Source organism: Serratia sp. LSHTC3, assembly GCF_057197125.1.
Genome location: NZ_JBXUNP010000003.1, coordinates 334,052 through 355,700 on the forward strand (window position 1 = coordinate 334,052; position 21,649 = coordinate 355,700).

Consider the following 21,649-nt stretch of genomic DNA (forward strand, 5'->3'; position numbering starts at 1 on the left):
TAACCACGCCTGTGGTTTATTTATAGGGCGAATGAAGCCCGCATGCCAATATGGAGATAACAATGCGTCATTATATTAAACCTCTGCTGATTGCTACCGCGCTGGCCACTTCTTTCAGCTCGCTTGCCATTCAAAAAGATATCACAGTCAATGCGAGCGTCGATTCCCAGCTGGATATGACCCAGGCGGACAATACCCCGCTGCCGGCCAGCATCGATATGCAGTACCTGCCGGGTCGGGGTCTGGAAAGCTATCGTTTGAACACGAAAGTATGGTCTAACTCCGCCACCAGTAACGTCAAAGTCCGTCTGGTCAGCGCCGCACAGTTAACCAATGCGGATGGCGATCAGAATATACCCCTGACGGTACAACTGGGTGAAAAGGCGCTCACGACCACCGACGCCGAATTCACCGGTGCCGAGCTGTTCCCTGGGACAGTGGAAAATGGTTCTGCGGTACTGCCGCTCATCATTTCTCAGACCACCAAAGGTATTTTGAAAACGGGCCAATACAGCGGTGTAGTCAGCTTGATGTTGACCCAGGCGACTACCGCGGAAGGCGGTGCATAAACAAGGTAGTGCGTTTGTAAGTCATTAACATCAGAGGGTCTCCACCCTCTGATGTCTTCCTGACATCAGAGGTTTTTTTCATGTCTCTCCCCCGTAATATTCTCCTTTTTGCCGCATTGTTACCTGCATCCATTCAGCAAGCCTGCGCGGAGATGGCTATTCCGGAGGGTTTTGAGGAGCTGGCGAAAAACCAGCGCTTATGGATTGAAGTGACGCTGTACGGTGATTCTCTTGGCCTGTTCGAAACGGACATGAATCTGGAGACCGTGCGTTTCATACAGCCGGAGAGTCTGCTAGACGCTATCAAAAAACGGTTTAATGATGATCCTCGCCTGCTATCAGCCATCAATGCGGTGCTGGCGGCTCCGATGCCTCGCAACGGCAATCTGGCCTGTAGCAGCAACGGCGAGGCGCGTGGCTGTGGGTATATCGAGACCAGCAGTGCAGCGGTGATTTACGATGAAAACAACGCGCGTATCAGCTTGTTTCTCGACAAGCACTATATGCCGAAGCCTTCGGAAGATAAGCAGTGGTTCCAGCCTACGCGTGAAACCGAGACTGCGCTCGTTCATCAGCAAAATATCAACTTTGTCGCCGATCGTGATTATCAATCGGTCAACGTGCAGGGCAACGGTGCGCTGGCGGTGACGCAGGATGGCTATGTGAACGTTGACTGGAACTGGCTGGGGCAACGCTCGCGTGAGCAGCACATGCAGGATGTGACGGTCAATAACGCCTGGTTTCGTCAGGACTTGTGGCGCAAATACTATGTCCAACTGGGGGAGATGGATACCCGAGATTTGTTCAGCAACGCCGGGGGCAATATCACGCTCAGCCAGTTGCCTATCGGTAAGATCCGCGGCATGCGTGCCGGTTCTACACGCGCCTGGATAAACCCGGTTCAACAATCGCAAGGGACGCCGGTCACTGTATTTTTGTCGCACGACGCGCGCATTGACGCCCGGCGAGGTAATCAACTGCTGGGCAGTTTTTACCTGAATGCCGGTGCCCAGACGCTGGATACTCGCGCATTTCCCGAGGGCAGTTATACGGTGACGCTGGCTATTTATGAAAATAATCGTCTGTTGCGTACCGAAGACGTCCCGTTTACGCGCACGGGAATGACCCCCTTTGACCGTGTGGAATGGTTTCTGCAAGCCGGCGAAACGGACAATGACTCGCAGCAGGACCCACGCTCACCCGTAGCTCAGGCCGGTGTGCGCCTGCCGATAACCGCCACCCTGGCGTTAACCAGCGGCGCGACAGTGACCCGACAACATCGATTTGCGGAAAACGCCCTCGACTGGTACCACGGTTTTAACACCGGCCCTGTCGACGGCGTCCTGAGCACTCGTTTTAGTTACCTTTATGGCAGCGAGGGGGAGCGCGGCAACATTCAGCAGGTGAGCTACAACGACGGCTTTTCGCTGAGTTTCTACCGCAACGCTCTGGCGGCGGAAAACTGCGACAACCGTAATGCGGGATTTTACGGCGTCAGCGGTTGTTATCGATCGCTGTCGCTGATGTTTTCCGTTCCGGTAGGAAGCTGGTATGCCTCACTGGGCTACTCCGACAATCGTAATGAGGGGCGCTATATCGCCCGACGCGACTTGCCCTCCGACGATAACGGTCGTGACAACGGCTTGCCTTGGGAGCAGATGTACATGACCCGTTCGCACGCCCGCTCATGGCAGGGTGGCCTCAGTAATTCGTTCAGCACCAACGGATTGAACATCAACAGCAGCATCAACCTGTTTATGCGCAGTGAAAATCATTCTGCTGCCAGGGATAAAGGCGGCTACCTGAGCGTTAGCCTGTCCCTGGCTCGTCCGCGCCAGGGCGAAAGCTCCGGCTATACCTCGCTTGGCGCTACCTGGCAACAACAGCAACGGCAGGCGGGAACCCTCAGCTACAACGTGGCGCATAATTGGTACACCGATGCTCGCGGAGAAAACGAATATGGCGTGGGCGCTTCCGGTATCAATGGCGACTCGCTGAATACCTCCGTCTATACCCGTCAGGGCGGGCAGTACGGTAACGGCAGCCTGACGCTGAGCGATAGTTGGGATCGCCAGGCACGCCACCACACCCTCAGTAGCAGCGGCAACTACAGTTCGACTTTCGCGCTTTCCCGTTCCGGACTCTGGTTCGGCCGCTGGGGAGACGGACGCCCGGCATCGGCTATCGGCGTGGATGTCTCGGCGCCCGACGATCGGCAAAGTTCCCGAATTGCCGTAGCGCTGGACAACGGAGGGAGTGCAGAGGTGGCCGCCAACCGCCGCGCGTTATTTGCCGTGCCGGGTTACCAGCAAACCACGCTATCGGTGAGCGAATCACTGGACGTCTCCCACGGCGCCAGCAGCGAAATCACGCAGGGCTCCGGCAGCCGGACGGTCTTTATGGTGCCGGGCAATATGCTGCGTCGCGAAGTTCGCACGGTGGCCAGCTATACCTGGCTTGGTCAACTGACCGACGAGCGGCATTTGCCGCTGTCAGGCAGTGTGCCGTTGAACGTCATTGGCTGGAACGATCTCGGAGATGGAGGATTCAGCGCGCAGAGCGAGGCGCCGATCGAGGCGTTGTATCTGGTACGAAATCAACAGTTCTATCAATGCGCGCTGCAGGTCAAAAGCACGCGCGACGTCGTGCGCTACGTCGGCACGGTGGCCTGTCGTGAGATGACTTTCTCGGCGCTGCCGGACAACGTTCAGCGCCGGGCGCAATTAATGATGGCCGGCCGTGCACAGCCTTCGGGCCAGACCGCCATGAATCATCAGGAAACGACTGCCACAGGGAGTTCACGTGAAACGTTTAATTAGTCTGTTCGTGTTGTTGATCTTGTGGAGCAGTCATACGTTGGCGGGGGCTCCGGCCGGCAGAAATACCAGCGTCAGCTTCAGCTTCGATCGGCTGACGCCGCCTGCCCGTTTTGACATCTGGCGGCATGAGCCGGGTGGCTATGATCCTGCCGATCCGCAAAAGTGGGGCCGTAATGCCCTGACCTGCCTGTCGCGTACCGGTGCTACTAATGGCGCCTGCATGACGGCGCCGGTCTGGTTTAGCGCCAATCCTGCGGCGCCTTATGCGATAACCCTGCGTTTTACTCATGAACTGAGTAAGAAGACCGTGGACGTAAAAGTCTATGGTGAAAAACACATGTTCATAAATAACAAAGTCTTTACTTTTGCCAGTTATGTGACCGGCGGCAGCGCGGATATCGCAGCCTGGAATAGCGAGCCCTATTTTGACTTTTATATCGTCAGAAGCGAGCTGGAAAAACTCAATCAGCCGGGGATCTGGAGCGCCACCCTGAAACAGAACCTGCGTCAGTGGGGAAGCGCCGACTGCGGAGGGAATTTTAACGACGCCAACGTGGGCTGCCCCGGCTACCTGACGATCGCCAACTGGCAGGCGAATATTCGCCTGGAGGTGATTGATTCAAGCAATCATCAGATTTATTTACCCGCTTTTCCTCACTCCGCGCCGGTGGTGAATCTGAACCTGACTATGAGCAATCTGCCGGGGCGCCCAGGCGGGAGCGAAATCAAGGGGCAATCTTCGTTGGACATGTGCCTGTATGACGGCAATAACTCCGCCAGCAGCCGCGTGATATTGCGCTTCACCGACGATGGCGTGGCGGCGGCAGATCGCGCGGCCGGTGCGTTTTCTGTCTGGCGGCGAGGCGGCAGCCAAACCAGCGCACGCGACCGGGTGGATTATCAGGTCTCAGTGACTAACCCGGTGACCGGCGCGACAGAAACCGCCAGCAACGGAACGGATATCGTCTGGCAGGGCACGAATGATCGGAGCATTCTTCGCCAGGTCGTTTTGCCAGGCGGGAGTGAAAGCGTGCTGTGCGTGCCGGCACCGATAGTGCTCACGACGCCGACGTTTGCCGCCGAAAGTAAAACGGCGGGTGACTATACCGGCACGCTCCACGTGATTTATACCCCAAGCACCCTGTGAATGAGAGTCGCATCGTGAATTACGCCATTTTGGACGACAATCACTTCTACGCCGAAGGCCTTAGATATTTAATTTTGCGCGAAGGTGAAAATAGCCAGATTACTACGGATGATATTCGGTGGCACTGGAGACTGCTGACGATGGATATCATTGCCGTGCGATGCCGCTTTTCGCTGACGGCGAGCCAACAGACATTGCTCGACATTTTATCGAGGCTGGGGACCGGTCAATGGAACGGCAGGGTGTATCTTTGTTGCAATGCACAGAGCCGGGCCTTGGCCATGCGTATGCGCAAGCGATATATCTCGTTAGAGATCCATCTTCTGGACGACGGTCAAAGTCTGCAGAAAACGGCCCAGCTACTGGCTCAAGGGCCAGCGCTCCCCGCCGTTCAGTGTCTGGATCCCAGTCTCACCGATGCTGAATTTACCGTACTGAATTTATTAACTCGCGGATTTCCAGTACGGCGCGTGGCCAGAACCGCGCGCATGACGGAAAAAATCGTTTCACAGCATAAATGCAATGCGCTGAAAAAACTCAACGCCCCTAATTTACTCAGGCTTTTGAATCCGGCATGACGTCAAGGTAAAAACGTCAGGGAAATCGTGAACTCATCGAGGGGGCAAGGATTGCCTTGTTGTCTTTGGCCCCCTCTCAAACCCCACCAGCAGCAATGCGTTTCGGCAGCAATTCGACCCATGGTGTCACTTCTTGGCAGGATGCGCGGTGACGTTGGCGGGCAGGCTGTCGCCCAGGGTGATCAGCTCGTCCAGCAACGTCATCAGCTGGTCCATTTTCTGCCGCGAGAAAGCGGCTTCAATCTCGGCGTAGCCCTGTTCCACCTGGTGGCGCGCCACTTCATACAGATCCTGCCCCTGCTGGGTCAGCGACACGTACAGCTTGCGCTGATCGTTGACCGGCTTGAGGCGGAAGATCAGTTTGTCGCGCTCCATGCGCGACAGAATGCCGGTCAGGCTGGGGCGCAGGATACAGGTTTCCGCCGCCAGTTCGTGGAATTCGATCGAGCGGCTGTTGGCCAGCACGCGGATGATGCGCCACTGCTGCTCGGTGAGATTGTGGCTTTTCAGGATCGGGCGGAAGAACCCCATGGCGGTTTCACGCGCCTGCAGCAGGGCGATGGTTAACGATTCATGCATAAGTTTGGCCTTAGCTATCAAGGTGTTCGCTGTTACGGCGCTCGTCATGGGGGCGCCTGCCCCGCAAAGCCCGATTTGTTAATAACTTAATAGTAGCCAAAGTTACCCGCAGGGATAAAGCAAAAATGCGTAGCGCAGCGAAAAATGGCGAGAAAAATGATTAATACGTTGAATAATCACGCCAATGTTTGTTGTTTGTGAATATTTTGTTATCACGATCACAAATCATTCCAAGCGCGTTGCGTAAAAGCTGCGCAGCGTATAAAAGTAATCATTAATATATTAATGAATGCCGGTTGTCATGTTTTGCCATTGGAGGAGTTCGCATGAAAGGCACCGTATTTTCCGTTGCGCTGAACCACCGCAGCCAACTGGACGCCTGGGATCAGGCGTTTCACCAGCCGCCGTACCAGACCCCGCCCAAAACCCCGGTGTGGTTTATCAAACCGCGCAATACCCACCTCGCCAACGGCGGGGCGATCCCGTTTCCGGCCGGTGAAACCGTGCAGAGCGGCGGCACGCTGGCGGTGATCATCGGCGACACCGCGCGCAAGGTGCCGGCGGCGCAGGTGAGCCGTTATCTGGCCGGTTACGCGTTGGCCAACGACGTCAGCCTGCCGGAGAGCAGCTTCTATCGCCCGGCGATCAAGGCCAAATGCCGCGACGGCTTCTGCCCGCTGGGTGAGATGGGCCAACTGGAGAATGCCGATCGGCTGGAGATCGTCACCGAGATCAACGGCGTGGAGCGGGATCGCTGGTCCACCGCCGATCTGGTGCGCTCGGTGCCGGAGCTGATCGCCGCCATCAGCGATTTCATCACCCTGCAGCCGGGCGATGCGGTGCTGATCGGCACCCCGCACCAGCGGATAGAGATCAAACCGGGGGATGAGGTGACGGTGCGCGCCGCCGGCCTGCCCACGTTGAGCAACCGCGTCACTCAGGCAGGAGCCGCATCATGAAACATGCCCGTATTCGCCATCATGGCCAGATCGTCAACGTTCAGGTAGACGACCAGCTGCGCGTCACGCTGCCAAACGGCGAGGTGCTGCAGGAGCGTGAAGTGGAATGGCTGCCGCCGGCGCAGGGCACGGTGTTCGCCCTGGGGCTGAACTATGCCGACCACGCCAGCGAGCTGGAATTCAAGGCACCGGAAGAGCCGCTGGTGTTCCTCAAGGCGCCGAACACTCTGACCGGCCATCGTCAGGTATCGGTGCGTCCGGCCGACGTGGAGTACATGCATTACGAAGCCGAGCTGGTGGCGGTGATCGGCAAGACCGCACGCAACGTCAGCCGCGAGCGCGCCATGGAGTATGTGGCGGGTTACACCCTGTGCAACGACTACGCCATCCGCGACTACCTGGAAAACTACTACCGGCCGAATCTGCGGGTGAAGAGCCGCGATACCCTGACGCCGATCGGGCCGTACATCGTCGATCGCGACGACGTCGCCGATCCGCACCGGCTGGCGCTCAGCACCTACGTCAACGGCGAGCTGCGCCAGCGCGGCAGTACCGCCGACATGATTTTCGACATTCCGTTCCTGATCGCCTACCTGAGCGAATTCATGACGCTGCAGCCGGGCGACATGATCGCCACCGGCACGCCGAAAGGGCTGGCCGACGTGCGGCCGGGCGACGAAGTGGTGGTGGAGATCGAGGGCATCGGCCGTTTGGTTAACCACATTATCAGTGAAAAAGATTACGAGGAGAGCCTACGATGAAAACCATCAACCACTGGATCAACGGCAAGAACGTCGCCAGCAAAGAGTATTTCACCACCACCAACCCGGCGAACGGCGAGGTGCTGGCGGAAGTGGCCTCCGGCGGCCAGCTGGAGATCGACCAGGCGGTGGCGGCCGCGAAAGAGGCTTTCCCCAAGTGGGCCAACACGCCGATGAAAGAGCGCGCGCGCCTGATGCGCCGTTTGGGTGAACTGATCGACCAGAACGTGCCGCAGATCGCCGAAATGGAAACCGCCGACACCGGCCTGCCGATCCATCAGACCAAAAACGTGCTGATCCCGCGCGCCTCGCACAACTTCGAATTCTTCGCCGAGGTATGCCAGCAGATGAACGGCAAGACCTACCCGGTGGACGACAAGATGCTCAACTACACGCTGGTGCAGCCGGTGGGGGTCTGCGCGCTGGTGTCGCCGTGGAACGTGCCGTTCATGACCGCCACCTGGAAAACGGCGCCTTGCCTGGCGCTGGGCAACACGGCGGTGCTGAAAATGTCCGAACTGTCGCCGCTGAGCGCCGATCGCCTGGGCGAGCTGGCGCTGGAGGCCGGCATTCCGGCTGGGGTGCTGAACGTGGTGCAGGGCTACGGCGCCACCGCCGGCGACGCATTGGTGCGCCATAAAGACGTGCGCGCGGTTTCGTTCACCGGCGGCACCGCCACCGGCCGGCGCATCATCGAAAGCGCCGGGCTGAAGAAATTCTCCATGGAGCTCGGCGGCAAGTCGCCGGTGCTGATCTTTGAAGACGCCGACATCGAGCGGGCGCTCGACGCCGCGCTGTTCACCATCTTCTCGATCAACGGCGAACGCTGTACCGCCGGTTCGCGCATCTTCATTCAGGAGAGCATCTATCCGGAATTCGTCAAACGCTTCGCCGAGCGCGCCAACCGTCTGCGCGTCGGCGATCCGCAAGATCCCAACACCCAGGTGGGGGCGCTGATCAGCCCGCAGCACTGGGAAAAAGTCTCCGGCTATATCCGCCTCGGGGTGGAGGAAGGGGCGACCCTGCTGGCCGGCGGCCCGGATAAACCGGCCGGCTTGAGCCACGGCAACTTCCTGCGCCCGACGGTGCTGGCGGATGTCGACAACCGGATGCGCGTGGCGCAGGAGGAGATCTTCGGGCCGGTGGCCTGCCTGCTGCCGTTCAAATCAGAAGAAGACGGCCTGCGCATGGCCAACGACGTGGAGTACGGCCTGGCGTCGTACATCTGGACGCAGGATGTGAGCAAGGTTCTGCGCCTGGCCCGCGGCATCGAAGCGGGCATGGTTTTCGTCAACACCCAAAACGTGCGCGATCTGCGCCAACCGTTCGGCGGCGTGAAAGCCTCCGGCACCGGCCGCGAAGGCGGCGAATACAGCTTCGAAGTGTTCGCCGAGATGAAGAACGTGTGCATTTCCATGGGTGATCACCCGATCCCACGCTGGGGCGTTTAATCAGGCCTCGGCATCGTTCACGGAATCATTTTTGTTTCATGTGAGGACTTATGGGTAAGTTAGCGTTAGCCGCCAAGATTACACATGTGCCATCGATGTATCTGTCGGAAATCCCTGGGAAAAACTTTGGCTGCCGGCAGGCGGCCATCGACGGCCATAAAGAGATCGGCGCGCGTTGCCGCGAGATGGGCGTCGACACCATCGTGGTGTTCGACACCCACTGGCTGGTGAACAGCGCCTATCACATCAACTGCAGCGCGCATTTCTCCGGCGTGTACACCAGCAACGAGCTGCCGCATTTCATCCGCGACATGACTTACGACTACGACGGCAACCCGGCGCTGGGCCAGCTGATCGCCGATGAAGCCTGCAAGCGGGGCGTACGCGCCAAGGCGCACGACATCCCGAGCCTGAAGCTGGAATACGGCACGCTGGTGCCGATGCGTTACATGAATGCCGACAAGCATTTCAAGGTGGTGTCGATCTCGGCGTTTTGCACCGTGCATGACTTCGCCGACAGCCGCCGGCTGGGCGAGGCGCTCAAAAGCGCCATAGAAAAATACGACGGCACCGTGGCGGTGTTGGCCAGCGGCTCGCTGTCGCACCGCTTTATCGACGATCAGCGCGCCGAAGAGGGCATGAACAGCTACACCCGTCAGTTCGACCAGCAAATGGACGAACGGGTGGTCAAGCTCTGGGAAGAGGGGCGCTTTCGCGAGTTCTGCGAAATGCTGCCGGAGTATGCCGATTATTGCTACGGCGAAGGCAACATGCACGACACCGTGATGCTGCTGGGCCTGCTCGGCTGGGACAAGTACGACGGCAAGGTGGAGTTCATCACCCCGCTGTTCGCCAGTTCCGGCACCGGGCAGGTCAACGCCGTGTTCCCTTTGCCCGCTGAAGCCTGAGGTGTGTGAATGCCCCATTTTTACGCTGAATGTACCGACAATATCCGCCGCGAGGCGGATTTGCCCACCCTGTTCGCCAAGGTCAACGAGGCGCTGGCGGCGACCGGCATCTTCCCGCTGGCCGGCGTGCGCAGCCGGGCCATCTGGCTCGATACCTGGCAGATGGCCGACGGCAAGCAGGATTACGCCTTCGTGCACATGACGTTGAAGATCGGCCACGGCCGCAGTCTGGAAAGCCGTCAGCAGGTGGGCGAGATGCTGTTTGCGCTGATCAAGGAACACTTCGCCGCGCTGATGGCGCAGCGTTACCTGGCGCTCTCTTTCACCATGGAAGAGCTGGATCCGGTGCTGAATTACAAACAGAACAATGTCCACGCGCTGTTCAACAAGGCGTGAATAAGGGGTCGTAAATGCTGGATAAAGAGCAGGTTAACCGCGCCGTGCAGCGTCTGCATCAGGCGGAAAAGAGCCGTGAGCAGATCCGCGCGCTGTCGCTCGATCATCCCGAGATCACCATTGAAGACGCCTATGCCATTCAGCGGCAGTGGGTAGATCTGAAGATCGCCGAGGGGCGCACGCTCAAAGGCCACAAGATCGGCCTGACCTCGCGCGCCATGCAGGTGAGCTCGCAGATCACCGAGCCGGATTACGGCGCGCTGCTGGACGACATGTTCTTCAACGACGGCAGCGACATTCCGATCGATCGCTTTATCGTGCCGCGGGTGGAAGTGGAGCTGGCGTTCGTGCTGGCCAAGCCGCTGCGCGGGCCGAACTGCACGCTGTTCGACGTCTACAACGCCACCGACTACGTCATTCCGGCGCTGGAGATCATCGACGCGCGCAGCCACAACGTCGATCCCGAGACGCAGCGGCCGCGCAAGGTGTTCGACACCATCTCCGACAACGCCGCCAACGCCGGGGTGGTGATGGGCGGGCGGCCGATCAAGCCGGATGCGCTGGATCTGCGCTGGATCTCTGCGCTGCTGTACCGCAACGGCGTGATTGAAGAGTCCGGCGTGGCGGCGGCGGTGCTCAATCACCCGGCCAACGGCGTGGCCTGGCTGGCCAACAAGCTGGCGCCGTATGAGGTGGAGCTGGAGGCGGGGCAGGTGATCCTCGGCGGTTCCTTCACCCGGCCGGTGCCGGCGCGGCGCGGCGATACTTTCCACGTCGATTATGGCCCGATGGGCTGCATCAGCTGCCGCTTCGTCTAATAAGCAGGCTCGGCGAATCGGGCCGCACTAAACCGGGCGGGGGCCATGCGCCGCGCCCGCTTGTCAGGGAGAATGCGATGTTAACCAACCACTTCAAGCGAGCGCTGCAGGAAAAACGCCCGCAGATCGGGCTGTGGCTCGGGCTGTGCAGCAGCTACAGCGCCGAACTGTTGGCCGGCGCCGGTTTCGACTGGCTGTTGATCGACGGCGAACATGCGCCCAACAACGTGCAGACGGTGCTGGGGCAGCTGCAGGCGGTCGCCCCTTACCCGAGCCAGCCGGTGGTGCGGCCGCCGTGGAACGACGCGGTGATCATCAAGCAGTTGCTGGACGTCGGCGCGCAAACCTTATTGATCCCGATGATTCAGAATGCCGAACAGGCGCGCGACGCGGTGCGCGCCACGCGTTATCCGCCGCACGGCGTGCGCGGCGTCGGCAGCGCCCTGGCGCGCGCTTCGCGCTGGAACCGGGTGCCCGATTACCTGCAGCAGGCCGACGAGCAGATGTGCGTGCTGGTGCAGATTGAAACCCGCGAGGCGGTGAAAAACCTCGACGCCATTCTGCAGGTGGAAGGGGTGGACGGCGTGTTCATCGGCCCGGCGGATCTCAGCGCCGACATGGGCTTCGCCGGCAATCCGCAGCATCCGGAGGTGCAGCGCACCATCGACGACGCCATCGCGCGCATCCGTGCCGCCGGCAAGGCGCCGGGCATTCTGATGGCCAACAAGGCGCTGGCGCAGCGCTATCTGGAAGCCGGCGCGCTGTTCGTCGCGGTAGGGGTGGATACCACCCTGCTGGCGCGGGCGGCGGAAGCCCTGGCGGACGAGTTCAAACAGGGCGAGGCGCAAGCGCCTTCATCGGGAGTCTACTGAACCATGAACCACGTCGATTCGCTGCCGCCGGCCAACCCGGCGCAGCAACATAAAGCGTTAACCGCCGCCGAGCAATCGGTGATTAAAAAGTTGTTTCGGCGCCTGATTATTTTCCTGTTCGTGTTGTTTGTTTTCTCTTTCCTCGATCGCATCAACATCGGCTTCGCCGGGCTGACGATGGGCAAAGATCTCGGCCTCAGCTCGACCATGTTCGGGCTGGCGGCGACGTTGTTCTATGCCACCTACGTGATCTTCGGCATTCCCAGCAACATGATGCTGAGCCGGGTCGGCGCGCGGCGCTGGATCGCCACCATCATGGTGCTGTGGGGCATCGCCTCCACCTGCACCATGTTCGCCACCGGACCGACCAGCCTGTACGTGCTGCGCATGATCGTCGGCATCACCGAGGCCGGCTTTCTGCCGGGCATTCTGGTGTACCTCACCTACTGGTTCCCGGCGTTCTACCGCGCCCGCGCCAACGCCTTGTTCATGATCGCTATGCCGGTGACTATGGCGATCGGTTCGCTGGTCTCCGGCTATATTCTGGCGCTGGACGGGGTGATGAACCTGAAGGGCTGGCAGTGGCTGTTCCTGCTGGAAGGCATTCCGTCGGTGCTGCTGGGCGTGGTGGTGTGGTTCTACCTCGACGACACGCCGGCCAAGGCCAAGTGGCTGACCGACGAGGAAAAAGCCAGCCTGAAGACGATGATGGAGGCCGATAAGCTGCAGCTGGTGCAGCCCAACGGGCCGAGCAGCCACCGCGCGCTGCAGCAGCGCAGCCTGTGGCGCGAGATTTTCACGCCGATTGTGTTGATGTATACGCTGGCCTATTTCTGCCTGACCAACACCCTGAGCGCGATCAATATCTGGACGCCGCAGATCCTGCAGAGCTTCAACCAGGGCAGCAGCAACGTGACGATCGGCATTCTGGCGGCGATCCCGCAGATCTGCACCATCGCCGGCATGGTGTGGTGGAGCAAACGATCCGACCGGCTGCAGGAGCGCAAGCATCACACAGCGCTGCCGTACCTGTTCGCCGCCGCCGGCTGGCTATTGGCTTCCGCCACCGATCACAGCCTGATCCAACTGCTGGGGATCGTGATGGCGTCGGTCGGTTCCTTTACCGCCATGGCGATCTTCTGGACCACGCCGGATCAGTCGATCAGCCTGGAAGCGCGAGCGGTGGGGATCGCCGTGATCAACGCCACCGGCAACATCGGATCGGCGCTCAGCCCGCTGCTGATCGGCTGGTTCAAGGATCTGACCGGCAGCTTCAACTCCGGGCTGTATTTCGTCTCGGCGCTGTTGATCGTCGGCGCCGTGCTGGTGTGGCGCATCCCGATGAAGGATTCGCGCCCGAGAGCGACGCCTTGATACGCAGACAGGCAGGATTGCAGGAGGTAATGAGGTGCGGAAAAGTACCGGTTTTATCGCCAACATCGATATTTGCAAAGAGTATGACGCGCGCTACGCCGCCGACGAGGTGCACTACGAAACCTTCGCCGGGCTGGCGGCATTCTTTGGCCGCGACATGCAGGTGCACTGGCACGACTGCTTCTTCCAGGTGCATTTTCTGGAGACCGGCAAGATAGAGCTGCAGCTCGACGATCAGCACTATTCGGTGCAGGCGCCGCTGTTCATCCTCACGCCGCCGTCGGTGCCGCATGCGTTCTTCACCGAACCGGACAGCGACGGCCACGTGCTGACGGTGCGTCAGGAGTTGATTTGGCCGCTGCTGGAGCGCCTGTACCCCGGCAGCAACCTGGCGCTCGACATGCCGGGCATCTGCCTGTCGTTGGCCGACGCGCCGCAGGAGCTGACGGCGCTCAGCCACTATTGGGCGCTGATACGCCGCGAGTTCGCGCAGAACCTGGCCGGGCGCGAACAGACGCTGGCGCTGCTGGCGCAGGCGGTGTTCACGTTGCTGTTGCGCAATACCGCGCTGGAAGACAGCGCCAACAGCGGCGTGCGTGGCGAACTGCAGCTGTTCCAGCGCTTCAACAAGATGGTGGACGAGCGTTTCCGCGAGCATCTGCCGGTACCGGAGTATGCGCAGGCGTTGGGGGTGACCGAATCGCGGCTCAACGACCTGTGTCGGCGCTTCGCCAACCGGCCGCCCAAGCGGCTGATCTTCGATCGGCTGCTGCGCGAGGCCAAGCGCATGCTGCTGTTCAGCGCCTGCACGGTGCATGAAACCGCCTACAGCCTCGGCTTCAAGGATCCGGCCTATTTCGCCCGGTTTTTCAATCGGCTGGAAGGCTGTTCCCCCTCGACCTACCGCGCGGCGCAGCACGCCCTTTCGTAACCGCGATCACAGTTTGCCGCGAAAGCGGCAAACTGACCTGAAAAGTACCGGCGATTGCCGCAAAAGTCTCTTCTCGAAACCGGCTTTGGCAGCTTCAATTAAGCAACCAAAAGAAAACATTATTTTAACAAATGGCCGACTCCACGGCCTGAAAAATGCCGATTACGAGGAAGACCCGATGAAACCAGAAGACTTTCGTGCCGACAGCAAACGCCCGTTCACCGGCGCCGAATACCTGAAAAGTTTGCAGGACAGCCGCGAAATTTACATTTACGGCGAGCGCGTGAAAGACGTCACCACCCACCCGGCGTTCCGCAATGCGGCGGCCTCGGTCGGCCAGCTGTACGACGCGCTGCACGATCCGGCCAGCCAGGATCGCCTGTGCTGGAATACCGACACCGGCAACGGCGGCTACACCCACAAGTTCTTCCGCTATGCCCGCAGCCCGGAAGAGATGCGCCAGCAGCGTGACGCCATCGCCGACTGGTCGCGCCAAAGCTACGGCTGGATGGGGCGCACGCCGGATTATAAGGCGGCCTTCGGCTGCGCGCTGGGCGCTTATCCGGAGTTCTACGGCCAGTTCGCCGACAACGCGCGCCACTGGTACAAACGCATTCAGGAAACCGGGCTCTATTTCAACCACGCTATCGTCAACCCGCCGATCGATCGTCATAAGCCGGTCAACGAGGTGAAGGACGTCTACATTCAGGTGGAGAAAGAGACCGACGCCGGCATCATCGTCAGCGGCGCCAAAGTGGTGGCCACCAACTCGGCGTTGACCCACTACAACTTCATCGGCTTCGGTTCGGCGCAGGTGATGGGCGATAACCCGGACTTCGCGCTGATGTTCGTGGCGCCGATGGACGCCGAAGGGGTGAAGCTGATTTCGCGCGCCTCCTACGAGCTGGTGGCCGGCGCCACCGGTTCGCCGTTCGACTACCCGCTGACCAGCCGCTTCGACGAGAACGACGCGATCCTGATCATGGATCATGTGCTGATCCCGTGGGAAAACGTGCTGATTTACCGCGATTTCGACCGCTGTCGCCGCTGGAGCACCCAGGGCGGTTTCGCCCGGCTGTTCCCGCTGCAGGCCTGCGTGCGCCTGGCGGTGAAGATGGACTTCATCACCGCGCTGCTGCAAAAGAGCCTCTCGTGTACCGGCGTGCTGGAGTTCCGCGGCGTGCAGGCCGATCTGGGCGAAGTGGTGGCCTGGCGCAACCTGTTCTGGTCGCTGAGCGACGCGATGTGCGCCGAAGCCACGCAATGGGAAAACGGTGCCTACCTGCCGGATTCCGCCGCGCTGCAGACCTACCGCGTGATGGCGCCGATGGCCTACACCAAGGTGAAACACATCATCGAGAAGAACGTCACCAGCGGCCTGATCTACCTGCCGTCCAGCGTACGCGACATGAACAACCCGGAGATCGACAAGTACCTGGCGCGCTACGTGCGCGGATCGGACGGCATGGATCACGTCGAACGCATCAAGATCCTCAAGCTGATGTGGGATGCGATCGGCAGCGAATTCGGCGGCCGTCACGAGCTGTATGAGATCAACTACGCCGGCAGCCAGGATGAGATCCGCCTGCAGTGCCTGCGCCACGCGCAGGGATCCGGCAACATGGATCGCATGATGCAGATGGTCGACAAGTGCCTGGCCGATTACGATCAGCACGGCTGGAAGGTGCCGCACCTGCGGAACAATGACGATATTAATCAGTTGGATAATCTGCTGAAGTAATTCAGGAGGAGGTTGTATGTCTCAGGAAAATGAACAGCGGCTGCGCTTTCGCGACGCGATGGCCAGCCTGTCGGCGGCGGTGAATATCGTCACCACCGACGGCCCGGCGGGGCGCTGCGGCATCACCGCCACGGCGGTGTGCTCGGTGACCGATACGCCGCCGACGCTGCTGGTGTGCATCAACCGCAACAGCGCGATGAACCCGGTATTTCAGGAAAATCGCAGGCTGTGCGTCAACGTGCTCAACCACGAACAGGAACTGATGGCGCGCCACTTCGCCGGCATGACCGGCGTCAGCATGGAAGATCGTTTCAGGCTGGAAGAGTGGCAGCTTGGCGCGTTGGGGCAGCCTGTATTGCGCAATACCCTGGCCAGCCTGGAAGGGGAGATCGAGCAGATCCAGAGCATCGGCACTCACCAGATGTACCTGGTGCAGATCAAGCAGATCGCGCTGAGCGAAGCCGGCAACGGCCTGATCTACTTCAAGCGCAACTTCCATTCGGTGATCCACCAGATGGCGGTGCCGGCCTGAGGCGTGGGGGCGCAGTTGGCTGCGCCCCTCATCTCAACTCTTGTTGGCCGCCAGATCGCTCACCAGGCGGTTGACCGGATCGCTCATGTTGGTGAACTTGCTCAGCTCCGAACGGGTCACCACCACGAACACCCCAACGTTTTTCGCCGGGATCATCGCCATGTAGGTAATGAATCCGCCGCCGCCGCCGGTCTTCTGAATGATGCCCGGCAGCCCGTCCTTCGGCGCCATATACACCCAGCCCAATCCCAATGCATCCGCTTGTCCCGGCACGTCCATGCCCTTCAGCGACACCAGATCGTGGCGCTGGAAGTACATGGTTTGCTCGCTGGCGGCGGTGGCTTTGCGCGGGCCGCTGGCGCTGGAAGAGAGGAACTGCTGCATCCAGCGCTGCATGTCGCGCGGGGTGGAGTAGACGCCGCCGCTGCCGGCCGCGGCGGTGGTGTCGCGACAGGCGCTCGGGCCGGCCGCCGCCACCATCAGGCGCGAGCACTGTTCGGGGCTCGGCGTCAACGTGGTGTCGACCATGCCGAGCGGCGCGGTGATTTTCTCTTTCAGCAGCGCGCTGTAAGGCTTGCCCGCGGCGCGCGAGAGCGCGTCGGCCAGCAGATCGTACGCCAGGTTGGAATACGCGGCGCGCACGCCCGGCGGCACCGTGACGTTGGCATGCGCCAGCCATTGCCAGCGCTGAGCCTTGGTCGGCCAGGTGAATACCGGCGTTTTCGGCGGCTTTTTGCCCGGCTGCTCGCGCGGCAACGCGCTGGTGTGGGTCGCCAGGTTTAATAACGTGATCGGCTGGCCGGCGTTGTAAGACGGCACATAGGCGCCCTTGGGAGCGTACTTGCGCAGCGGGTCGGTCAGCTTGACCTGGCCTGCCGCCGCCATTTTCACCATCACTTCGCTGGTCATCAGCTTGGTGATCGAGGCGATGCGGATCAGCGAATCCGGGCGCGGGCGCAGGTTGTTGCCGGGCTTGGTGTCGCCGAAGCTGCGGTTAACCACCTGATTGCCGTCGATCACCACCAGCGCCATGCCGGTGGCGCCGCTGTTGTAGAAAATATGTTCGGCATACTGGTCGACGATTTGCGAAGCCAGCTGCGGGGGCGCGGCCTGCACGGCCAGCGGCGCGGCGCACAGGCCCAGCGCCAGCAATAAAGCGGAGACAGAGTTCTTCAACGGTCGTTATCCATTTAACAATGCAGCGGGAAAGGGCGTAATCCATCGCCCAGTGTAATGCGCCCGCCCCCCCGCTGCATGTAGAAAAAAGAGCGGTGGCGATAAAATTTTTTAACCGCCGGCGGCTTACTGCGCGCGGGCGAAAATGGCGATCACTTCGTCCAGGTGCGCCTTCATCGCCTTGCGGGCGCTGCGCACATCGCGCGCTTCGATCGCCGCCAGGATCGCCCGGTGTTCCAGCTCGGAGCGGTGCGGCATGTCGTCCGGCGTATAGTGGCGCTGCAGCACGCGGAACATGCTGCCGTAGCGGTGGCCGAGCAGATGACCGATGATGAACGCGTAAGCCGGGTTGCCGCTGGCCTGGGCGATGCGGATGTGGAACAGCCGATCGCCGGGGTGGGTGGCGGAGCCGGCGCGGTTATCGCGGCAGTTCTGCTCATAGGCGGCGCGGATGCCCGCCAGCTCCTCGTCGGTGGCGTGGCGCGCGGCCAGCGCGGCGGTCTCCGGTTCAATCAGCAGGCGGGTTTGCAGCAGTGAAAACGGCGGCAGCTCGGCGTTGAAATCCAGCTCGATATTCAGTTCGTCGTCGATCTCCGCCCACTGGTTGCGGCCGGCCTGGGCCATCACCGACTCCTGCGACGCCGCCGGTGGCGTTTGCGAACGGACGATCACCCCGTTGCCCACTTTGACGTCCACCAGGCCGATCACTTCCAATGCGATCAGCGCCTCGCGCACCGACGCGCGGCTGACCTGCAATTGCTGGGCGAGATCGCGCTCCGAGGGCAGGCGGCTGCCAGGCGGAAATTCGTTATTCTCGATAAGACGTTTGAGCTGGTCGGCTATCTGTCTGTAAATCCTTGGGTTTTCCAGTCGGGTAATCGGCATTTTTGACCTTTGACGATTCGGCGTTCAGTGATTTGGCGCACAATTATGCGACAAGGCGCTTGAGTAATCGTTATTCAAGTGTAAAAAAATGGTTAATTGAAATGTGGTTTCAAGGCTGTTTTATTAACTTCTTCCCCCAACGATAACGCGTAAAGCGTCTTTTGTCATGTTAGAGGCCTGACCTTTAATCGCCCTTAGTGGCCTGACCATTAGACCTTTAGGCCGAGGAGTCAAGATGGATTTAACCGGGAAACGCGTACTGATCACCGCCGCCGGGCAAGGGATCGGTTTTACCACCGCCAGGCTGTTCGCCGCCGCCGGTGCCGAGGTGATCGCCAGCGACATCAACCTCGAGCGCCTGCAGGGCTGCGCCGGGATCCGCGCGCTGACGTTGAACGTCACCGATCCGGCCGCCATCGCGGCGGCGGCGGAGGCGATCGGCCCGATCGATGTGCTGTTCAACTGCGCAGGCGTGGTGCACAGCGGATCGATCCTCGATTGCAGCGAAGATCAGTGGGCGTTCGCGCTCGATCTCAACGTGACCGCGATGTTCCGCATGATCCGCGCCTTCCTGCCGGGCATGTTGGCGCGCGGCAAAGGCTCGATCATCAACATGTCCTCGGTGGCTTCGAGCGTGAAAGGGGTGCCGAACCGCTTCGCCTACGGCGCCAGCAAAGCGGCGGTGATCGGCCTGACGCGCTCGGTGGCGGCGGATTACGTCACCCAGGGCATCCGCTGCAACGCCATTTGCCCCGGCACGGTGGAATCGCCGTCGCTGCGCCAGCGCATCAATGAGCAGGCGCGCGAACAGGGGCGCAGCGAGCAAGAGGTGTATCAGGCGTTCGTCGCCCGTCAGCCGATCGGGCGCATCGGCACCACCGAGGAGATCGCCCAGTTGGCGCTGTATCTGGCCTCCGACGCCAGTTCGTACACCACCGGCACGGTGCAGATCATCGACGGCGGCTGGAGCAACTGAGCCGCCATTTTTGAGAGAGGAACGCATGAAACTTTTACGTTACGGGGAACCCGGGCAAGAGCGCCCCGGCATGTTGGATGCGCAAGGTCGCCTGCGCGATCTGTCGCAGCATATCGCCGACGTGGGCGGCGCCGCGTTATTGCCGGCATCGCTCGCCAAACTGCGCGCGCTGGACAGCGCCGCGCTGCCGCTGGTCGAGGGGCAGCCGCGCCTCGGCGCCTGTGTCGGCGGCATCGGCAAGTTCATCTGCATCGGCCTGAACTACGCCGATCACGCGGCGGAAACCGGCGCGGCCATTCCTGAAGAACCGGTGGTGTTCAACAAATGGACCAGCGCGGTGGTCGGCCCCTACGACCGGGTGGAGATCCCGCGCGGCTCGCAGAAAACCGACTGGGAAGTGGAGCTGGGCGTGGTGATCGGCCTGGGCGGGCGCTACATCAGCGAAACGGACGCGATGAGCCACGTCGCCGGTTATTGCGTGATCAACGACGTCTCAGAACGCGAATATCAAATTGAGCGCGGCGGCACCTGGGACAAGGGCAAAGGCTGCGACACCTTCGGGCCGATCGGGCCCTGGCTGGTGACCGCCGACGAGATCGCCGATCCGCACAGCCTGAACCTGTGGCTGGAGGTGGACGGCAAGCGCTATCAGGACGGCAACACCAGCACCATGATCTTCCGCATTCCGCAGATCGTCAGCTACCTCAGCCGCTTTATGAGCCTGCAGCCGGGCGACGTGATCTCCACCGGCACGCCGCCGGGCGTCGGCATGGGGCAGAAACCGCAGCCCATCTACCTGCGGGCGGGCCAGACGATGCGTCTGGGCATCGAAGGGCTGGGCGAACAGCGCCAGCAAACCGTACAGGCTTAACCGGGAGCGCCGCCATGACCACCATTACCGCACTGCGGGTTGAAGACATTCGTTTCCCCACGTCGCTGGGGCTGGACGGATCCGACGCCATGAATCCGGATCCCGACTATTCCGCCGCCTACGTGATCCTGGAGACCGATCGCGCGGATCTCAGCGGCCACGGGCTGACGTTCACCATCGGCCGCGGCAACGAGATCTGCTGCGCGGCGATCCGCGCGCTGGAGCATCAGATCGTCGGCGAGCGGCTGGAGGATATCGCCGCTGACATGGGCGCCTTCTGGCGGCGCTTCACCAGCGACAGCCAGCTGCGCTGGATCGGGCCGGACAAAGGCGCCATTCACCTGGCGACCGGCGCGGTGGTCAACGCGGTGTGGGATCTGTGGGCCAAATCGGTCGGCAAACCGGTGTGGCGGCTGGTGGCGGAGATGACGCCGGAGGAGCTGGTGCGCTGCATCGACTTCCGTTACATCACCGACTGCATCACGCCGCAGGAAGCGCTGGCGCTGCTCAAGCAGCGGGCCGAGGGCAAAGAACGCCGCCTGGAACGACTGCTGCAGGAAGGGTATCCCTGCTACACCACTTCGGCAGGGTGGTTGGGTTATCCGGACGACAAGCTGCGCCGCCTGTGCCAGGAGGCGGTCGACGCCGGTTTCTCCTACCTGAAGCTGAAGGTTGGGCGCGATCTGGAAGACGACATTCGCCGGGTGCGCATCGCGCGTGAGGTGATCGGCCCGGATCGCCGGCTGATGATCGACGCCAACCAGGTGTGGGAAGTCGATGAAGCCATTCCGTGGGTGAAGCATCTGGCGTTCGCCAAACCCTGGTTTATCGAAGAGCCGACCAGCCCGGACGACGTGGAAGGGCATCGCCGCATCCGCGAAGGGGTGGCGCCGGTCAAGGTGGCTACCGGCGAGATGTGCCAGAACCGCATCATGTTCAAGCAGTTCATCATGCGCGGCGCGGTGGACGTGGTACAGATCGACGCCTGTCGCCTCGGCGGCGTCAACGAAGTGCTGGCGGTGATGCTGATGGCGGCCAAATACCAGCTGCCGGTCTGCCCGCACGCCGGCGGCGTCGGGCTGTGCGAATACGTGCAGCACCTGTCGATGATCGACTTCCTGTGCATCGCCGGCACCCACGAGGGCCGGGTGATCGAGTACGTCGATCATTTGCATGAACACTTTGTCGATCCCTGCGTGATCAAGGGCGCGGCCTACATGCCGCCGAGCCGTCCCGGTTACTCGATCGAGATGCATCCGGCGTCGATCGAGCAGTATCGGTTCCGCGGGTGAAGCGGGGGGATCGC

At 61.1% G+C, this 21,649-nt stretch carries 21 protein-coding genes; 18 read left to right on the plus strand and 3 right to left on the minus strand.

Annotated elements, in window-relative coordinates; translation table 11 throughout:
* Positions 1-62 precede the first annotated feature (62 nt).
* The 4 genes from AC2CGI_RS14425 to AC2CGI_RS14440 all read left to right on the plus strand — a co-directional run bounded on the left by AC2CGI_RS14425 (position 63) and on the right by AC2CGI_RS14440 (position 5,113).
* Positions 63-569: a CS1 type fimbrial major subunit gene (locus AC2CGI_RS14425; RefSeq protein WP_015376530.1), complete on the plus strand. Its 507-nt coding sequence runs from the start codon at positions 63-65 to the stop codon at positions 567-569.
* An 80-nt stretch (positions 570-649) separates the two neighbouring features.
* The gene (locus tag AC2CGI_RS14430) at positions 650-3,388 is read left to right on the plus strand and encodes a TcfC E-set like domain-containing protein (protein WP_015376531.1); all 2,739 of its coding nucleotides are present in this window, start codon (positions 650-652) and stop codon (positions 3,386-3,388) included.
* Positions 3,372-4,535, plus strand: a complete 1,164-nt coding sequence (locus tag AC2CGI_RS14435; RefSeq protein WP_015376532.1) for a CfaE/CblD family pilus tip adhesin — start codon at positions 3,372-3,374, stop codon at positions 4,533-4,535. Before AC2CGI_RS14430 ends, AC2CGI_RS14435 begins: the two co-directional genes overlap by 17 nt.
* A 14-nt stretch (positions 4,536-4,549) precedes the next feature.
* Positions 4,550-5,113 (plus strand): LuxR C-terminal-related transcriptional regulator, encoded by a 564-nt coding sequence (locus tag AC2CGI_RS14440; protein ID WP_015376533.1) that lies wholly within the window; start codon positions 4,550-4,552, stop codon positions 5,111-5,113.
* 126 nt (positions 5,114-5,239) lie between these two features.
* On the opposite strand, the gene hpaR is transcribed toward AC2CGI_RS14440, so the two are convergent.
* The gene (gene hpaR / locus AC2CGI_RS14445; RefSeq protein ID WP_015376534.1) at positions 5,240-5,692 is read right to left on the minus strand and encodes a homoprotocatechuate degradation operon regulator HpaR; all 453 of its coding nucleotides are present in this window, start codon (positions 5,690-5,692) and stop codon (positions 5,240-5,242) included.
* Between the two features lie 326 nt (positions 5,693-6,018).
* Between hpaR and AC2CGI_RS14450 the strand changes: the two genes are divergently transcribed.
* From AC2CGI_RS14450 to hpaC, 11 genes are all read left to right on the plus strand, one after another.
* Positions 6,019-6,651 (plus strand): fumarylacetoacetate hydrolase family protein, encoded by a 633-nt coding sequence (locus AC2CGI_RS14450; RefSeq protein ID WP_015376535.1) that lies wholly within the window; start codon positions 6,019-6,021, stop codon positions 6,649-6,651.
* The gene (locus AC2CGI_RS14455) at positions 6,648-7,412 is read left to right on the plus strand and encodes a fumarylacetoacetate hydrolase family protein (protein WP_004933177.1); all 765 of its coding nucleotides are present in this window, start codon (positions 6,648-6,650) and stop codon (positions 7,410-7,412) included. Before AC2CGI_RS14450 ends, AC2CGI_RS14455 begins: the two co-directional genes overlap by 4 nt.
* Entirely contained in the window at positions 7,409-8,863 is a 1,455-nt protein-coding gene (gene hpaE, locus AC2CGI_RS14460) for a 5-carboxymethyl-2-hydroxymuconate semialdehyde dehydrogenase (RefSeq protein WP_015376536.1), read from the plus strand. The genes AC2CGI_RS14455 and hpaE overlap by 4 nt, the downstream gene beginning before the upstream one ends.
* A gap of 50 nt (positions 8,864-8,913) precedes the next feature.
* On the plus strand, positions 8,914-9,771 hold the full coding sequence (gene hpaD / locus AC2CGI_RS14465) for a 3,4-dihydroxyphenylacetate 2,3-dioxygenase (protein WP_015376537.1): 858 nt from the start codon (positions 8,914-8,916) through the stop codon (positions 9,769-9,771).
* A 9-nt stretch (positions 9,772-9,780) separates the two neighbouring features.
* The gene (locus AC2CGI_RS14470; protein WP_004933172.1) at positions 9,781-10,167 is read left to right on the plus strand and encodes a 5-carboxymethyl-2-hydroxymuconate Delta-isomerase; all 387 of its coding nucleotides are present in this window, start codon (positions 9,781-9,783) and stop codon (positions 10,165-10,167) included.
* Between the two features lie 14 nt (positions 10,168-10,181).
* Positions 10,182-10,985, plus strand: coding sequence for a 2-oxo-hept-4-ene-1,7-dioate hydratase (hpaH, locus tag AC2CGI_RS14475; RefSeq protein ID WP_015376538.1), 804 nt, complete (start codon positions 10,182-10,184; stop codon positions 10,983-10,985).
* 77 nt (positions 10,986-11,062) lie between these two features.
* On the plus strand, positions 11,063-11,857 hold the full coding sequence (gene hpaI, locus AC2CGI_RS14480) for a 4-hydroxy-2-oxoheptanedioate aldolase (RefSeq protein WP_075684786.1): 795 nt from the start codon (positions 11,063-11,065) through the stop codon (positions 11,855-11,857).
* A 3-nt stretch (positions 11,858-11,860) separates the two neighbouring features.
* Positions 11,861-13,231: a 4-hydroxyphenylacetate permease gene (gene hpaX, locus AC2CGI_RS14485; RefSeq protein ID WP_075684787.1), complete on the plus strand. Its 1,371-nt coding sequence runs from the start codon at positions 11,861-11,863 to the stop codon at positions 13,229-13,231.
* 34 nt (positions 13,232-13,265) lie between these two features.
* Entirely contained in the window at positions 13,266-14,162 is an 897-nt protein-coding gene (gene hpaA / locus AC2CGI_RS14490; protein ID WP_004933161.1) for a 4-hydroxyphenylacetate catabolism regulatory protein HpaA, read from the plus strand.
* A gap of 178 nt (positions 14,163-14,340) precedes the next feature.
* Positions 14,341-15,903, plus strand: a complete 1,563-nt coding sequence (gene hpaB, locus AC2CGI_RS14495; protein ID WP_004933158.1) for a 4-hydroxyphenylacetate 3-monooxygenase, oxygenase component — start codon at positions 14,341-14,343, stop codon at positions 15,901-15,903.
* A gap of 16 nt (positions 15,904-15,919) precedes the next feature.
* On the plus strand, positions 15,920-16,435 hold the full coding sequence (gene hpaC, locus AC2CGI_RS14500; protein WP_004933156.1) for a 4-hydroxyphenylacetate 3-monooxygenase, reductase component: 516 nt from the start codon (positions 15,920-15,922) through the stop codon (positions 16,433-16,435).
* A gap of 33 nt (positions 16,436-16,468) precedes the next feature.
* On the opposite strand, the gene ampH is transcribed toward hpaC, so the two are convergent.
* Entirely contained in the window at positions 16,469-17,611 is a 1,143-nt protein-coding gene (ampH, locus tag AC2CGI_RS14505; protein ID WP_015376541.1) for a D-alanyl-D-alanine-carboxypeptidase/endopeptidase AmpH, read from the minus strand.
* 126 nt (positions 17,612-17,737) lie between these two features.
* Positions 17,738-18,496, minus strand: coding sequence for a FadR/GntR family transcriptional regulator (locus tag AC2CGI_RS14510; protein WP_076740918.1), 759 nt, complete (start codon positions 18,494-18,496; stop codon positions 17,738-17,740).
* 235 nt (positions 18,497-18,731) lie between these two features.
* Between AC2CGI_RS14510 and AC2CGI_RS14515 the strand changes: the two genes are divergently transcribed.
* Genes AC2CGI_RS14515 through AC2CGI_RS14525 form a run of 3 tightly spaced genes read left to right on the plus strand, consistent with a single transcriptional unit; the run spans position 18,732 to position 21,635 of the window.
* Positions 18,732-19,472 carry an SDR family oxidoreductase gene (locus tag AC2CGI_RS14515; protein ID WP_021505398.1) on the plus strand — a complete coding sequence of 247 codons (741 nt, stop codon included), beginning with the start codon at positions 18,732-18,734 and terminating at the stop codon, positions 19,470-19,472.
* Positions 19,473-19,497: 25 nt separating this feature from the next.
* Positions 19,498-20,343: a fumarylacetoacetate hydrolase family protein gene (locus tag AC2CGI_RS14520; RefSeq protein ID WP_015376543.1), complete on the plus strand. Its 846-nt coding sequence runs from the start codon at positions 19,498-19,500 to the stop codon at positions 20,341-20,343.
* A gap of 14 nt (positions 20,344-20,357) precedes the next feature.
* Positions 20,358-21,635: an L-fuconate dehydratase gene (locus AC2CGI_RS14525; RefSeq protein WP_076740919.1), complete on the plus strand. Its 1,278-nt coding sequence runs from the start codon at positions 20,358-20,360 to the stop codon at positions 21,633-21,635.
* Positions 21,636-21,649 lie beyond the last annotated feature (14 nt).